We start from the raw sequence: 15,831 nt of genomic DNA, 5'->3' as shown, positions 1-15,831 counted from the left end.
CAGTTGTCTACCATCCGTTGCTCGACGCCATACGGATCAGTTCGGCTCGTGACGAGATCCTGAGCTTCATGAAGATCTTGCGTAGGTGATAGTCGACGGTGCGCGGGCTCAGGAACATCAGCGCCGCAATCGACCGGTTGGTCTCACCGGCGCTGACGAAACGCGCAATCTGCAACTCCTGCGGCGTCAGCTGATCGACGGCACCGGTTTCCCGCTTCCTGGTGGTTTCGCCGGTGGCCAGCAATTCGGCGCGGGCTTGTTCGGACCACGACGCGGCGCCCAGCCTTTCGAAGGTCTCGTGCGCGGATCGCAGGTACTTACGTGCCTGGGCGCGCCGGCGGCGGCGCCGCAGGCTCTCGCCGTATCGCAGCTGGGTGCGGGCGGTGTCGAAGGGCCGGTCGCCGCGGGCATGCAGGCTCAGCGCCTCCTCGAAGTACCTGTCCTGCTCACCGCCGTCGGCGAGCAGGCCGCGGCACCGGGCCACCAGGGCCTGCGCCCACGGCGCGCCGGTGTCGCGCGCCCACGTTTCCAACGCGAGCAGGCGCGCGGCCGCAGCCTCGCTGCGCTGAATGCGCACCGAGGCTTCGACGAAATCCGGGGTGGCCATCAACATCACCATCTGGTTGCCCTCGCCGGGTGCCGCGCCGGCCAGCGACTCAAGCCGGTCGCAGGCGTCTTCGGAACGGCCGGCCCCGAGATCGCACGCGGCTAACGCCCAGGACGCAATGGCCGCGTGCGGCCCCAGACGAAAAGAAATCGCCTGGGCGAGGGCGGCTTCCGCGTGATCGCGGCAATCCTGGGCGCGCCCCTGGATCCCCGCGAGCAGCGCGAGCACAGCGTGCAGGTGCGCCGCGGGATTGTGCTGGCCGGTCTCTTCAGCCAGCCGCAGCCCCTCGGTCGCATCGGCCAGTGCCGTCGGGTAGCGGCCGGTCAGCGTCTCCACCATGGCCAGTGGGCCGAGCAGTAGCGGCAGGGTCGCGACGTCGGCAGCCACCCGTGTCCTGGCCACGGCCGAGCAGAACAGATCGATGGCACGGGAATCTTCGCCCAGGAACATCGCCCCCGCCGCGGCGCCCATCAAGACCCGCGGTTGCCGGCTTGCGGTGGCCAGTTCCACGGCCGCGCGCAACTTGGCCGCCGTAGCCGTGGTGTCACCGCGCAACAGTCCGGAAAGGCCGGTGATCACATGCGCGGCAACGAATTCCGGGCGGTCTCCGGCCGGCAGCGCGGCGAGCCGGTCGGCGACCGCCGTCAACCGTGCCAGGTCGCCGCCGGCCCACGCCAGCTGCCCCGCCTCGCCGAGCATCACGGCGGCCCGCTCCGGTTCGGTTGCGGCAACCAGCTCCGAGGCCCCGACGAGGATCGCGTACGCGGCCGACGGAGTGCCGCAGTGCGCTTCGATCGATCCGCGCAGGTGCGCGATACGGGCCCGCAGCGCTGCCGCGCCGCTGAGCGGCAGGGCCCGGTCCAGGAACCCCTGGGCGCGTTGGGATTGTCCGGCCGACCACGCGGCCGCAGCCGCATCGGCCAGCCTGGCCGCGCGCAGTTCTGCGGCGGCGGTCAGCGAAGCGGCGCGCTCGAACGCGGCGGCAGCAGCATCGTGGCCGCCGCGCGCCGCAGCGCGTAACGCGGCCGCGTGCAGCGAGTCGGCCGCGCCGTCGTCGTGCCCCGCCGCGGCGTTGGCGAGGTGCCACGCCTTGCGATCGGCGTCGGCATCGGAGTCGAGGCAGGACGCCAGGGCGAGCTCAACCTGCCGGCGCCGCTGTGATGTCGCGCCCTGATAGACCGCCGAGCGTGCCAGCGGGTGCACGAACGAGACGACCGCCGATTCCACTTTCACCCATCCGGCGCGCTCTGCGGCATCGAGCGCCTCCGGTTCGGCGCCCAGGGTCTGCGCCGCGCGTAACACCACGTCGAGTTGCCCGGTGTCGTGCGCGGCCACCACGAGCAGCATCGCCTGGGCTTGCGGAGGCAACCGGCCGACGCGGTCCAGGTACAGACGCTCCAGATCGGTGCTGACCGGCAACTGGGCCGGCAGGGCGGATCGGCCCGCAATCTGCTCCGCGGACAACAACCGCCCCAATTCGGCGATTGCCAGCGGGTTGCCCAGGGTGTCGGCAACCAACCGGTCGCGCACCGTCGCGGCGATCGGCGTGCCGGTGCGTTCGGTCACCATGCGCGCGGCGGCATCCGCACCGAGCCCGGTGAGCCTCAGCTCGGGCAGCCCCCGTGCGTCAAAGGGCCGTTCGTCCCGCGCGGCGAAAATGATGGCGATGCCCTCGGCCTGTATCCGCCTGGCGGCGAATGTCAGAGCGTCGGCCGACGGTCCGTCCAGCCATTGCGCGTCGTCGACCAGGCACACCAGCGGAACCGTTTCCGCCGCTTCGGCCAGCAGGCTCAGCACCGCAAGGGAGATCAGGAACCGGTCGTCGGCGGACGCCGGACCCAGTCCGAAAGCACCGAGCAGTGCCGCACTCTGCCGGTCCGGGATGGCATCACACCGATGCAGCACGGGCCGCAGCAGGGTGTGGAGGCCGGCGAAGGGCAGCTGCGACTCGGTCGGAACGCCCGCGGTCCGCAGGACCTGCATGTCGCCGGCCTGCGCCGCCGCGTAGTCGAGCAGCGCCGACTTGCCGATACCGGCTTCGCCGTGCAGCACCAACACGCCGCTGCGCTTGGACCGCGCGGCCCCCAGCAGGCCGCCCACCTGCGCGCATTCCCGCTCACGGCCGTGCAGCACAGCACGATCGTAGGACCCGGACCGGTGGCGGTACTGGTGACTTCACTGATTCGGCGCCAACCGGGAGACGCGACGCTGGAGGGACGCGAAGAAGGAGCTGAGATGACCACTTTCGAGACAGATACCGATGTCGCCGTGATCGGCGCCGGTCCCACCGGGCTGATGTTGGCGGGGGAACTGGCGATGCGCGGGGTTCGGGTGCAGGTAATGGAACGTCGCGCCGAGGAGCCGAACATCACGCGGGCGTTCGCCATGCACGCGCGGACGCTGGAGTTGCTCGACGCCCGGGGCCTGATCGACGAAATCCTGACGCGCGGCTTTCGAGTCGGCGAGGTAGCTCCGATTCCGGGAGCCACGGTGTCGCTGGCCGACGAACTGCAGACGCGCTACCCGTTCATCCTGATGGTCCCGCAGAGCGGGACCGAGCGGGTGCTGGCTGCCCACGCACAGCGCCTCGGGGCGTCGATCCTGCGTGGCGCCGAACTGGCCGGCCTGGCGCAGGACGGCGACCGCGTCACCCTCACCCTGGCCGGTGGCGACACCCTGCGGGCGCGTTACGTGGTCGGGTGCGACGGAGCCCATAGTGCGGTGCGCCGGCTGCTGGGCGTGGATTTCGTCGGCAAGCAGTACCAGACACACATCATGCTGGCCGACGTGCGGCTGACCAGACCACCCGCCGAGCCGATGTTCGCCAGGACGAATGCCGAGGGGGTGGTGTTGGTCCTGCCGTTCGGTGACGGCTGGTATCGCGCCATCGCCTGGGACCGTCGACGCGAACACGAACCGTTGAGCGAGCCGGTGACCGCGGCACAGATCCGGGATGCCATCGGCCGGATCGCCGGGGAGGATTTTGGGTTGAGCGAGATGCGCTGGAGTTCAAGGTTTCTCAGCGAACGCCGACAGGCCCGCCACTACCGGGTGGGTCGGGTGTTCCTGGCGGGGGATGCCGCCCACGTCCATTCGCCCATCGGCGGGCAGGGCATGAACACCGGCATCGGCGACGCGATGAACCTGGGCTGGAAACTGGCCTTGTCGGTCGGCGGGGTGCTGGACGGTCGGGCGCGTGAGTCCCTGCTCGACAGTTACGAATTCGAGCGGCACCCCGTCGGCGCCGAGGTGCTGGCCATGACCGACATGCTCAACCAGCTCGTGCTCGGCCGCTCCGCTCTACGCCGAGTGTTGCAGCGCTTCGCGATTCGCACGATCCTTCGTTTCCCGCGGAGCCGTCGCACGGCAGCCCAGCGGCTCAGCGGCATCGGCATCGCCTATGCCCGCCCTTCCCGAGCCGGCAATCCCCTGGTGGGGCATCGGATGCCGGACATCGACTGCGACGGCGGCCGGCTCTACGAAGTGCTGCGCAGCGGCCGTTTCGTCCTGCTCACCGGCGGCGGTGTCACGGTCGACTGGCCCGGTGTCGAACGGGTGCAACACAGCGACGAGACGCAACCGGCCGTGGTACTGGTTCGGCCGGACGGATATGTCGCGTGGGCATCTCGCCGGGTGCCCGCACCCGCCGAAATCACCGAAACTCTCACCCGGTGGTGTGGCGAGAAAAAGGCTGGTTTAAGCGGAGAGCAACCGGGGTACGCGGTGCGGAACCTCGGTGCTCGGGAGGAGTCCAGGGGTTATCACTCATAAATGTGCACGTGACTAGTCGGGTGGGCGGCTATGGAACGACTAAGCGGTCTTGATGCTTTCTTTCTCTACATGGAGACACCGGCGCAGCCGTTGAACGTGTGCTGCGTGCTGGAACTCGATACCTCGACGATGCCGGGCGGCTATTCGTACGCCCGGCTTCGTGCGGCGCTGGCCAGGCACGTGTGCGCGGTGCCGGAATTTCGGATGAAACTTGCTGACACGCAATTCAATCCGGACCACCCGGTGTGGGTGGACGACGACAGCTTCGCGCTACGGCGCCACCTGCACCGGGTGGCGGTGCCGGCACCCGGAGGCCGCCGCGAACTGTCCGAGATCTGTGGACACATCGCCGGTCTGCCGCTGGACCGCGACCGCCCGCTGTGGGAGATGTGGGTGGTCGAGGGCGGTGCCCGCGAGAACGGGCTGACGGTGGTGCTCAAGGTGCACCATGCCGTCGTCGACGGCGTGGCCGGGGCGAACCTGTTGGCGCAGCTGTGCAGCCTCGTGCCGGACGCCCCGGAGCCAGAACCCATTGCGGGTGCCGGACGTGCCAGCGCTCTGCAGATCGCCGCGAGTGGACTGCTGAACGTCGCCAAGCGACCGTTGCGGTTGGCGACAGTGGTACCGGCAACCGTGCTCACCCTCGCGCAGACGGTGCTGCGGGCGCGCGAAGGCCGCACCATGGCCGCGCCGTTCACGGCGCCGCCCACTCCGTTCAACGGGGCGCTGACACACCACCGCAATGTCGCCTTCACCCAGCTCGACATGCGCGACGTCAAGAGGGTCAAGGACCGGTTCGGGGTGACGGTCAACGATGTCGTGGTGGCGCTGTGCGCCGGGGTGATGCGGCGGTTCCTGCTCGAGCACGACGCACTGCCCGATGTTCCATTGGTCGCCACCGTCCCGGTATCGGTGCGCGACAAGTCGCAGCGGCCCGGCCGCAACCAGACCACGTGGATGTTCTGCCGGATGCAGACCCAGGTCGCCGATCCCGCGGAGCGCATCCGCGCCATCGCCGCGGGCAACAGAGCGGCGAAAGAACACACCGCGGCGATGGGACCCTCCCTGCTGCACGACTGGACCGAGTTCGGCGGGCAGACGATGTTCGGCGCGGCGATGCGGATCCTGCCCCGAATCCCGTTGACTACCAGCCCCGTCTACAACATGATCCTGTCGAATGTGCCCGGTCCACAGGACCAGCTGTACTTCCTGGGCTGCGGCATCGAATCGATGTACCCGTTGGGGCCGCTCCTCGGTGGCGCCGGACTCAACGTCACCGTCATGTCCCTCAATGGAGCACTGGGTATCGGCATCATCTCGTGTCCGGATCTGGTCGCGGACCTGTGGGGGATGGCCGACGCATTTTCCGATGCGCTCAAGGAGTTGCTGGTCTGCCGTGATTCGTCGACCGCGGGAGGCCCGCCGGAGCACTGATCGGCCTGTCTGCTGCCTTGCGGACGCGGGTTTGTGGCACGTTATAGCCGTGCAACGCTCGCATGACGGCCCGCGGACGTGACATTGACCGGGCGCCGGAAGTTTCCGGTGCCGTGGACGACGCGCGCCCAGCTGGTTCTGGCGGCGCTGTTTCCGAACGTGCTGGGCGCCGCGGTGATCGGGGTGACGACTTTCTGGGCCCTGCCCACCGGCCACGCGCTGAGCCAGCGGCATGTCCTGCAGCTCAACGTGGTGGTGATGGCGGTCTACGTGGGTGCCGCCGCGATGACCGCCATCGTGTGCGGACTTGTGGCGACCACCTACCGCAGTGGCGGTGACGAGGGGCAGGCGCGTAAACGCGTGCTGATGGCAATCCCGTTGCGCACGGCCACCATTCACGGTGCGGTGTGGGTGACCGCCGGTGTGATCCTGGTGGTGATCAATCTCGACGCGCCGTGGTTGGCCACGACGCTGGGGGTCTCGGTGCTGCTCGGCAGCTTCGTCACCACTGCGGTTGCCTACTGGCTGTGCACACGAATTCTGCGGCCGTTCGTCGCCGAGGTGCTCACCGACAGCCCGCCGACCGCCGCGCGTGGGCCCGGCCTGCGGCTGCGCGCGGTGTCCGCGTGGACGCTGGGCACCGGCGTACCCCTGCTGCAGTTGCTTCTGGTCGGGGCCAGCGCACTGGTCATCGACTACTCGGGACGCCGGCTGGCGATCGTTGTGTTGGTCTTGGGTGGGTGCGCGGCCGTCAGCGGGCTGGCCATCACCGCGTTCACCGGTGCGGTCAGCGCCGACCCGATCGACGAGGTCCGGCGCGGGATGCGGCGCGTCGAACTTGGCGACTTCGACGTGACCGTGCCGGTCTTCGACGCGTCCGAACTGGGGCTGCTGCAGGCAGGGTTCAACACCATGGCGGGGGGCTTGCGCGAACGCGAGCGGTTGCGGGACCTGTTCGGCCGGCACGTCGGACGCGATGTCGCCCGTCTTGCCGAACAGGGCGCGTCCGAGAACGGCGCTCAGGTGACTCTGGGTGGCGCCAGCTGCGAGGCGGCGGCCCTGTTCGTCGACCTGGTCGGTTCGTCGCGGCTGGCCGAGCGGATGACTCCCGAAGCTCTCGTCGCGATGCTCAACGAGTTCTTCGCGGTTGTGGTTGATGTGGTCGAGCGCCACCGGGGGCTGGTCAACAAGTTCGAAGGCGACGCCGCACTGGCGATATTCGGGGCGCCAGTCGCGTTGGCCGACTGCGCGGGCGCTGCTCTGGCCGCGGCGCGCGAACTCGGGCGGCAGCTGAACCACTCAGAGATCAGGGCCGGCATCGGGGTGTCGGCGGGAACCGTTGTCGCGGGCAACATCGGCGAGTCCCGACGCTACGAGTACACCGTCATCGGTGACCCGGTGAACGAGGCGGCGCGACTCACCGAGGTGGCCAAGCAGCAGGGTGGCGTCGCGGCGTCCGGTGCGGCGCTGACCCGCGCTTCGGACGGCGAGGCGCAGCACTGGCGCACCCTGACCACCGCCGTCCTGCGGGGACGGGACAGCTCCACCGACATCGTCGTACCGTACGAGGACAGTGAATGACGTTGCGTTGCAGAATATCTCAGTACGGATAGCCAGTGCTGGTGCCCAGTACGTCGACGGCGGCGTTGATATTCGGGACCACCGTCGCGCCGTACCGGGTCACGATCTGATGCAGCGAGCGGGTGATGTGCGGTCCGACCGCGTCGGCCGCCAGCACGTCTTCGGCGATCACGATGCCGTTCACCACATGCCCGGCGAGCAGCCGTCCGTCACGCGCGATCTCGTAACGCCAGTCGCCGATCTGCACGCGTTCGGGGCTGGAGGAGAAGAATCCGCGCCGGGCCGGTGTGTGAATCACCCCGGGCAGCCCGGCGAACACCTTCACCACCATGGCGACGCCGCCGGGGCCGGCGAGTGCACCGGCGATGGTCCGACTGACCCGCTCGGCGTCGAACTCGTACATCAGTTGTCCATCGGCAGGACGAACGTGGGTTTGATCGTTTCCCCGCTCCCGGTGCGCCGCACCGCGGTTCCCGCGGTATAGAACTCGACCGTGTGGTGTCCCCACGCGTAGTTCGAGATTGCGAAGTGCACGCCCACCACTCCAGTTCCGCCGTCACGCTCGGCCTCGGTCTGCATACGCGACATCGCCAGCTCACGTGCCTGGTAGTTGCCCTGTGTCCACTGCGGCATTTCCATGTTGCGTCCCATTTGCCTGAGGGTTTGCATGAACCCCTGCACGGCGATGTGGAATACACAATTGCCCATCACGAATGCGACGGGCGCGTGGCCGGACCGCAGCAGCGTCACCATGTCCTGCCCGGAGAGGTGGCTGGAGAAGGCCTGCCCGTTGGGGCGCCGGAACGCTCCCGGCTTCTCGGTGTAGCGGACCGCGGTGCCCACTGCCATGAACTCCAGGTGTTCACCGCCTTCGCCGTGATGGCGCCAGGTGAGCCGGACCCCCACGATGCCGTCCGCGTGCAGTGCGTCAGCCTCGGCTTGCATGCGCGCCATGGCATTCCAGCGAGCCCGGTAGGTGGCCTCGGTCAGCACGCCCAGTTCTTGTTGTTGACGTATGTTCGTGAACTGGTATCCGACGTGGTACACCGAGACACCCATCACCAGCTCGATCGGTTCGAACCCGGCGCCGTGCAGCAGTGCGAACTCATTGATCGATAGGTCCGACGTCCACGACTTGGCGGCGTGAGACAGCCGTTCGTTTGCCACCGGGTCGAGCGAGCCTGGTTCCATGCGCGGGCGTCCCTTCTGTCGTTTGCGACAGCGTACCTATCAGCGGGCCGCTCATGGCGAAAGCGTGATCGCCTCTTCCGGGCAGTTCTGAGCACCGATCTGTGCCTGCTCCTCGAGGTCGCCGGAGACGTCCTCGACCTGCACCACGGAGTGGCCCACGTCGTCGGAATCGTAGATCTGTGGCGCCAGTGAATAGCAACGGCCGTGACCCACGCAGCGGTCCGCGTCGACCGACACGCGTGTCATCGTGCCTGCACCGGAAACGTCAGCGGCAGCGCTTCGACCGAGCGCAGCGCGGCGGTGTACTTCAGCTCGGTGCCGGGGGGAATTTCGTAATCCGGTATGCGCCGGTGGAACTCACGCAAGGCCACCCGAAGTTCCATCCGGGCCAGGTGCGATCCGAGGCAGCGGTGCGGACCCCCGCCGAACGCCCGGTGCCGGTTCGGGGTCCGGCTGAAATCCACCCGCTCGGGGTCCGGGAACTCGGCGGGGTCGGTGTTGGCCGCACCGAGCAGCGGGCTGACCCGCTCGCCCTTGCTGATGGGGCAGCCGCCGACCTCGACATCCTGCATCGCAACCCTGGCGACTCCGGGCACCGGTGTCTCCCACCGCAGCAGTTCCTCGATGGCGTGCGGCAGGATGTCGGGCTGCTCGACCAGCTGATGGCGATGCTCGGGATGCCGGGCCAGGTAGACGAAGAAGCAGTCCAGCGAGTCCGTCACCGTGTCCAGCCCGGCGATCAGGAACAGGAAGCAGATGTCGAGCAACTCCTCGCGGGACAGCGCCGCGCCGCCGTCCTCTTTGAAATGCGTCGCGATCATCGCGGACAGCACGTCGTCGCGCGGGGTGGCGATGTGGTCGTCGATGGCGCGGTTGAAGTATTCGTAGATCTGTTCGGCGACCTTGGCCGAGGCTTCGTGGCGGTCGTCGTACCCGGTGGACCCCTCGGGCCGGATCACGCCGTCCTTCCATTCCAGGAATTTGTCGAGATCTTCCAGCGGCAGGCCGAGCAGCTGCAGGAAGACGGTGCAGGGCAGGGGCACCGCGAACTCTTCGTGAAAGTCGCAGGATCCCCGGTCCGCGAAGCGGTCGATCATCTCGTTGACCAGCGCGGCGACCTGGGGTTCCCGCCGGGCCATCTCCCGCGGCGTGAAGAGTGGATCGAGGATTCGCCGGTACTTCGCGTGCTCGGGCGGGTCGACCTGCAGCGGGATCAGTGGTCGCAGGTTCCCCAAGTCGACCGCGTCCATGTTGGACGAGAACAGGTCCGTGCGCTTAAGCGCCATCTCGATGTCCGAGAGCCGGCTGAGCACCACCGCCTGGGGCGACCGGAAGACCGGAGCCGACTCGCGCAGCGCCTTGTACATCGGCTGGGGCTCGGCAAGACCCATCACGGCCTGGTCGACGAACGATTCCGCTTCTGTCATGCCTCCCAGCCTGACATCGCGCCGAGCGGCGGGCAATCCTTGTCTTGCAAAAATTAGTAAGTTAGACAACTTGGCCCGCCGGCCCGCCGTTGCACCCCTCCATCAGGCTTTGCGATGGCGGTCATCTCGAAGTTGTATAGCTTGTGGAAATAAAGAGCCGCGATTGCGAGTTACGTTTTACGCATGCTCCATCGGCACAGCGCCAACTGATCTGAATTGGCAACGACCACAAGAGGTTTGAATGATATCACCACGCCGGATCCGGGTCGGGGCTCAGCTGCGGCCGGGGGGCGCGCCCAGCTACGCCACGTGGCGTCAGGCGGTGCTCGACGCCGAAGCCATGGGTGCCGACGTGATCTTCGGGTACGACCACTTCCACAAGCCGGGCGCCCGGGCACCAGCGCCGGTGCCCGAGCGCGGCGAAGTCTCGAACTTCGAAGGATGGACGGCGCTGGCGGCGTGGGGTGAAATGACCACCCGCGCCGAAATCGGCCTGCTGGTCACCAGTGTGGGATACCGCAACCCGGACCTGCTGGCCGACATGGCGCGCACGGTGGACCACATCAGCGGCGGGCGGCTCATTCTGGGCCTGGGCGCGGGTTGGTACGAAAAAGATTACGCCGCATACGGATACGATTACCCGAGTGCGGGGGACCGGTTCCGCGCTCTGGTCGACGCGCTGGCGCGGATCGAGTATCGACTGGCGCGTCTGGTTCCGGCGCCGCTGCGTGAAATCCCGATCCTCATCGACGGTTCCGCTGATGACAGGACCCTGCCGCTGGTCGCCGGCTTCGCCGACATCTGGCACAGCGCCGAGCCCATCGATGAGTTCCGTCGCCGGGACGATCTGCTCAAGTCGTATGCCGAAGCGGCGCAACGCGATGATTCGGCGATTGAGCGTGCGGTGTTGTGGCGGGGCCCGAGCGAGGCCGACCTCTTCCGCAAAGAAGGCGCGACGCTGTTCACCGCGGAACTCACGCCGAACGAAAACGGTTACGACTTGACCACGCTCGCCGAATTGATCGCCTGGCGCGACGGGGTGTAGCGACTCAGTCCCGGATGTATGGCTGGCCAAAGATCTAACGTTGCTATTATTGCAGCAATAGAGTGCAGCCGATACCTGGAGGCGGTCATGACCTACGACCTGGTCGTTCGGGGCGGCACCGTGGTGGACGGCACCGGCTCGCCGCCGGTTACCGCGGACGTGGCGGTGCGCGACGGTGTGATCGTCGACGTCGGCCGGGTCAGCGGCAGCGCCAAGCGCACCATCGAGGCCGACGGGCTCACCGTCACACCGGGTTTCGTCGACGTCCATACCCATTTCGACGGCCAGGCCACCTGGGATCCCCACCTGACGCCCTCGTGCTGGCACGGCGTCACCACCGCGATCATGGGCAACTGCGGCATCGGTTTCGCGCCGGTGCGGCCCGATCGGCACGAATGGCTGGTCGACCTGATGGAAGGGGTCGAAGACATCCCGGGTTCGGCGCTGTCCGAGGGCATTACCTGGGAGTGGGAGTCATTCGGCGAATATCTGGACGCGCTGGCCCGGATGCCCCGGGCGGTCGACGTGGGGGCGCAGATTCCCCATGCGGCCGTCCGTGGCTTCGTGATGGGGGACCGGGCTCAAGAGTCCGCCACGGCCTCCGACATCGAGGCGATGAGCCGGATCGTCGGAGACGGCCTGCGCGCCGGAGCGCTCGGAATGTCGTTCGGCCGCACCGCCGGCCATCGCAGCGCGTCCGGGGAACCGGTGCCCGGTACCTATTCGGAGGAAGCTGAGCTCGCGGCCCTGATGGGAGTCATGGCGGACGTGGGATCTGGCGTGCTGCAAGTGGTTCCGGCCGGAGTCGGCGGCGCGATGGGCGGCGACCAACGGCATTCGATCGATGCCGAGATCGAGTGGATCACCCGGCTGGGGCGCAGGTACCGGATACCGCTGACGTTCCTGGCAATGGTCAACGAGCAGGATCCGCACGACTGGCGCAGCTGGTTCGCCGCGGTGCACGAGGCCAACGCGGACGGTGCGGCCATCCGGCCGCAGGTGGCGTGCCGTGCTTTCGGCATGCTGATGGGCCACCAATCGCGGATGAATCCCTTCCGGCACCGGGCCACCTATCGATCCCTGATGGGCCTGCCGCTCGGGCAGCGGGTGCACCGCTTGCGGGACCCCGCGGTGCGCTCCCAGATCCTGGCAGAGACACCCGAGCCGACGTCACAGCCGTCAGCCGACCAACTGAATCGGCACATCTTCAAACGGTTGTATCCGCTCGGCGCCGCCCTCAACTACGAACCCGCGCCGCAGGACAGTGTGGCGGCCATCGCGGAGCGGGAGGGCCGTGACCCGTGGGAAGTCACCTATGACGTGCTGCTCGGCGCGGACGGCCGCGAATTTCTGTTGCTGCCGTTGCTGAATTACGCCGGCAACAGCTACGACCACCTGCACGACATGATGTCGGATCCGGTCAGCCTGCAGGGCCTCGGCGACGGTGGGGCACACTGCGGAATCATCTGCGACGCCAGCATGACGACCTATCTGCTGTCGCACTGGGTGCGGGATCGGAGCAGGGGACCGGGGCTGCCGCTGGAGACGGCGGTGCACCGCCTGACCGGCGATCCGGCACGCTTCTACCGGCTGGGCGACCGTGGCGTGCTGGAGCCGGGCCGGCGTGCCGACATCAACCTGATCGACCTGGAGCGACTCGGGTTGCATTACCCGGAGCGGGTCGAGGACCTGCCCGGCGGCGACGGCCGGTTGATCCAGCGCTCGGACGGCTATGTCGAGACCCTGGTTCGGGGGCAGACCGTGGTCGCCGAGGGCGAATTGACCGACGCCAGGCCCGGTGCGCTGGTCCGGGCGTGCCGCGACTGACCGGACTGCCGCGAGTCAGCGCCGGCGGCGACGCACCAGCGAGAGGCCGGCACGGACCGCGCCCCGCACCGCGTACCCGGCGGCCACCACCGACAGCAGGATCAGCACGACGAACGTCGGCAGCCAATTCGCCCGGTTGTGGTTGACGTCCCACCAGACGACCGTGAACAACAGGACAGCGACGAACAGCACCAGGTCGCGCCAGTTGCCCCGGTACGTCGTCGCGGCCTTTCGCAACGCGTGCGTCTTGTCGGCGGCGTCGATCAGGTCATCGATCCGGGTGTCGATGCTGCGCTGCAGATTGGCGCGCCGTTCGGTGGCCTCCGGGGGGAGCCGGTCGAGCAGGTCCATGTCCTGCTTGATCAGTGACCGGTAATCCGGTCCGCGGAACTGCCCCGCCGTCAGGGCGAGCATCACCCCACCCACGACGGGCGCACTGTTCAGCGCGATCTGTCCCACACCCGCCACGCTCGGCCCTCCTTCGGCTCGTCCACGAGATTCCCCGATGAGGATTGCCGATCGCGGGGAACCGATCAACCGCCGGGTTCGGCGATTGCGTGTCACGGCTACGCATGGGTGGTGTAAGGGATTGGCCATGTCGCTGATGTTCCGCGATTCGCGCCGCCGCATGCTGGCTAGCGACTCGGCTGTTCGGCGTGCCGCAGGGCGCCTGATATCGGCGCACTCACTGCGGAAGCCCCTGGGCGAGAATGCGTTTGAAGATTTGCAGACAGGCAGTGACCGGCCCGCCTGAACGCGATCTGGCGTGTGTGGCCGGTAAAGGGCCTGGGAAGGCCCTGTGCCGCGGGGAACTGGACAGATGTCCAGAATTCCGAATGGAGGACCGGTAGACGAGCCAGTGGCGCCGCTGGCGGCACTGCGACGTGTGTCCCTACCTCGACTTCTCTTGCCTGAACCGCAGGATTCTTGCCGAATCGGAGCAAGCTCGCTACAGTCGAAACCATAATCAGACACCTGTCCATTATTTGCGGCGCCGGCTCCGCAGCCGGGACATGGACGCAGACGGAGGCCCGCCGTTGACCAGCAGATACGCAGCCCTCACCCGCGCGCAGCTCAGTACGCTGGTGCCGGAGTTGCTGCTGATCGGCCAGATGATCGACCGCTCCGGAATGGCCTGGTGCATACAGCAATTCGGCCGCGAAGAGATGTTGCAGATCGCGATCGAGGAGTGGGCCGGAGCCAGCCCGCTCTACACCAGGCGCATGCAGCGTGCGCTGCGCTTCGAGGGCGACGACGTGATCACCATCTTCAAGGGCCTGCAACTCGACATCGGCGCTCCGCCCCAGTTCATGGACTTCCGCTATACGGTGCACGACCGTTGGCACGGCGAGTTCCAGCTCGACCACTGCGGCGCGCTGCTGGACGTTGAGCCGATGGGCGAGGACTACGTGCGCGGAATGTGCCACGACATCGAGGACCCGACCTTCGACGCCACCGCGCTGGCCACCAATCGCCGCGCCCAGGTGCGCCCGATCCACCGGCCGCCGCGGGTGCCTGCCGACCGCAACCCGCACTGCGCGTGGACCGTGATCATTGATGACTCACATCCGGAGGTGGGCTTCATCCCGGAGTTGGAGATCGTCGGGCGCACCAGGGCCGCGACCACCGAACTCGGCCCGATCGACCCTTCAGAGCCCGGCCAGGCCGACTATTCCGGCCCGTTGGTGTCCGACTTCGATTTCGGAGCCTTCTCCCACTCGGCCCTGGTTCGCCTCGCCGACGAAGTCTGCCTGCAGATGCACCTGCTGTACCTGTCCTTCGCCCTCGCGGTGCACAAGCGGGCCGGCGGTGACGCCGCACTGGCTCGTTCCATCGCCACCAAGCAACTCATCGGACTGGCCGGGCTGGCGGCGGAGCGGATTCACCGCGCGCTCGGCCTGCCCGGGGGAGTCGAGGGTGCGGTGCGCGTGATGGAGTTGCATCCGTTGTTCAATCCCGCTGTCTATGTGGTGGCCGATTTCGAGTCCGACCGCGTACACCTGCGCCCGTCGCCGGCCCACGAGGACGATGCATGGCCGGCGTTGGTGTCGCCGGAAGCGGTGGCCCCATTGCAGGCGATCGCGTCCGCGGTGGATCCACACCTACATGTCGAAGTGAGCGGAACTCCCACCGAATGGACGGCGGTGGTCACCGAAACCGATTCGGCCACGGCAGAATTCTCTGAGGTGGCGGTTGCCAAGTTCAGTGGCGGTTCGAGTTTCGTCTTCCAGCCCCGTAAGTCGTTGCCGCTGACCCCGGTGTAATGGCCTTGGCCTGGCGGCATTTCAGGCGACGGAAGCACCGAGTATCAGGTTGACCGCCTCGTCGAGCTGGCCGGCGATCTCCTGATAGGTGAGGAAGCGGGCGGTCATCAGGGCACCGGCGAACGTCATCTGCAGGGTTGACTTGACCGATCGCGGCCAGCCGGGACCGAGCGCGGCGCCGATCCGGCGGGACACCTCCTCGGCGATTTCCACCCGCAACGGAACGACGGCGGGATCGTCGGCCATCAGGGCCGTTCCACACCCCGCGGTGAGTTCCGGCTCGTCGGCGACTACCAGCGCCATGTCACGCATGGTGGCGCTGACCCTGGTCTTGGTGGTGTCGTTCACGTCGGTGTGCAGCGGCAGTTCGCGGAGGAACCGTAGGTAGACCGCGGCCACCAGGGCACTCTTCGACGAGAAGTAGGTATAGGCACTGGCCGGTGACACCCCGGCTCGTTGTGCCACGGCACGCATCGTCAGATTGGCGTATGACGACTCGCGCAGCTCCTCCAGGCCGGCGTCGAGCACCTTGCGGATCGTCTGTCCCGGGCGCCGATCCGACCGGCGCGGGGCATTGGCACCGGTCGTCGGAGAAGCCGCTTCGCTAGACACCGGTTCAGTCTAGGAAACCGGGGCCGCGGATGTGGACAGCTGTCCAGAACAGCGTGCCCGTAACCTCGGATT

Annotated in this window: 13 protein-coding genes; 6 read left to right on the top strand and 7 right to left on the bottom strand. The window is 67.7% G+C overall.

The genetic code is table 11. The annotated features are described in order from the left end of the window. Positions 1 to 7: 7 nt before the first annotated feature. The gene (locus AO501_RS23705; RefSeq protein ID WP_055580023.1) at positions 8 to 2,740 is read right to left on the bottom strand and encodes a helix-turn-helix transcriptional regulator; all 2,733 of its coding nucleotides are present in this window, start codon (positions 2,738 to 2,740) and stop codon (positions 8 to 10) included. 102 nt (positions 2,741 to 2,842) lie between these two features. On the opposite strand from AO501_RS23705, the gene AO501_RS23700 reads away from it, so the two are divergent. From AO501_RS23700 to AO501_RS23690, 3 genes are all read left to right on the top strand, one after another. Continuing rightward, positions 2,843 to 4,378: an FAD-dependent monooxygenase gene (locus AO501_RS23700; RefSeq protein ID WP_055580114.1), complete on the top strand. Its 1,536-nt coding sequence runs from the start codon at positions 2,843 to 2,845 to the stop codon at positions 4,376 to 4,378. Between the two features lie 30 nt (positions 4,379 to 4,408). After that, positions 4,409 to 5,812, top strand: coding sequence for a WS/DGAT/MGAT family O-acyltransferase (locus AO501_RS23695; RefSeq protein ID WP_055580022.1), 1,404 nt, complete (start codon positions 4,409 to 4,411; stop codon positions 5,810 to 5,812). A 108-nt stretch (positions 5,813 to 5,920) separates the two neighbouring features. After that, on the top strand, positions 5,921 to 7,393 hold the full coding sequence (locus AO501_RS23690) for an adenylate/guanylate cyclase domain-containing protein (protein WP_055580021.1): 1,473 nt from the start codon (positions 5,921 to 5,923) through the stop codon (positions 7,391 to 7,393). A 19-nt stretch (positions 7,394 to 7,412) separates the two neighbouring features. Here AO501_RS23690 and AO501_RS23685 read toward each other — a convergent pair whose 3' ends face one another. The 4 genes from AO501_RS23685 to AO501_RS23670 are packed head-to-tail and all read right to left on the bottom strand — an operon-like array spanning position 7,413 to position 10,011. After that, positions 7,413 to 7,796, bottom strand: coding sequence for a DUF5073 family protein (locus AO501_RS23685; protein ID WP_055580020.1), 384 nt, complete (start codon positions 7,794 to 7,796; stop codon positions 7,413 to 7,415). Beyond that, entirely contained in the window at positions 7,796 to 8,584 is a 789-nt protein-coding gene (locus AO501_RS23680) for a heavy metal-binding domain-containing protein (RefSeq protein ID WP_055580019.1), read from the bottom strand. Before AO501_RS23680 ends, AO501_RS23685 begins: the two co-directional genes overlap by 1 nt. A gap of 51 nt (positions 8,585 to 8,635) precedes the next feature. After that, a complete protein-coding gene (locus AO501_RS23675; RefSeq protein ID WP_055580018.1) occupies positions 8,636 to 8,830 on the bottom strand; it encodes a ferredoxin in 195 nt (64 codons plus the stop codon). Beyond that, the gene (locus tag AO501_RS23670; protein WP_055580017.1) at positions 8,827 to 10,011 is read right to left on the bottom strand and encodes a cytochrome P450; all 1,185 of its coding nucleotides are present in this window, start codon (positions 10,009 to 10,011) and stop codon (positions 8,827 to 8,829) included. The genes AO501_RS23675 and AO501_RS23670 overlap by 4 nt, the downstream gene beginning before the upstream one ends. A gap of 241 nt (positions 10,012 to 10,252) precedes the next feature. Here AO501_RS23670 and AO501_RS23665 point away from each other — a divergent pair, with 241 nt between their 5' ends. Continuing rightward, the gene (locus tag AO501_RS23665; protein WP_055580016.1) at positions 10,253 to 11,056 is read left to right on the top strand and encodes an LLM class F420-dependent oxidoreductase; all 804 of its coding nucleotides are present in this window, start codon (positions 10,253 to 10,255) and stop codon (positions 11,054 to 11,056) included. Between the two features lie 87 nt (positions 11,057 to 11,143). Further along, complete coding sequence (locus AO501_RS23660; RefSeq protein ID WP_055580015.1) at positions 11,144 to 12,883, top strand: N-acyl-D-amino-acid deacylase family protein; 1,740 nt, start codon at positions 11,144 to 11,146, stop codon at positions 12,881 to 12,883. A gap of 15 nt (positions 12,884 to 12,898) precedes the next feature. Here the strand turns inward: AO501_RS23660 and AO501_RS23655 are convergent, their stop codons facing one another. Next, complete coding sequence (locus AO501_RS23655; RefSeq protein WP_082658811.1) at positions 12,899 to 13,297, bottom strand: hypothetical protein; 399 nt, start codon at positions 13,295 to 13,297, stop codon at positions 12,899 to 12,901. A gap of 599 nt (positions 13,298 to 13,896) precedes the next feature. Between AO501_RS23655 and AO501_RS23650 the strand changes: the two genes are divergently transcribed. Continuing rightward, positions 13,897 to 15,147, top strand: coding sequence for a hypothetical protein (locus tag AO501_RS23650; protein WP_197419932.1), 1,251 nt, complete (start codon positions 13,897 to 13,899; stop codon positions 15,145 to 15,147). Between the two features lie 21 nt (positions 15,148 to 15,168). On the opposite strand, the gene AO501_RS23645 is transcribed toward AO501_RS23650, so the two are convergent. After that, positions 15,169 to 15,759, bottom strand: coding sequence for a TetR/AcrR family transcriptional regulator (locus tag AO501_RS23645; protein ID WP_055580013.1), 591 nt, complete (start codon positions 15,757 to 15,759; stop codon positions 15,169 to 15,171). Positions 15,760 to 15,831 lie beyond the last annotated feature (72 nt).

It is taken from the genome of Mycobacterium gordonae, from assembly GCF_001417955.2.
GTDB lineage: Bacteria > Actinomycetota > Actinomycetes > Mycobacteriales > Mycobacteriaceae > Mycobacterium > Mycobacterium gordonae_B.
The sequence above is the reverse complement of the archived record's forward strand: the minus strand, read 5'-3'. Positions and strand labels throughout refer to the sequence as shown.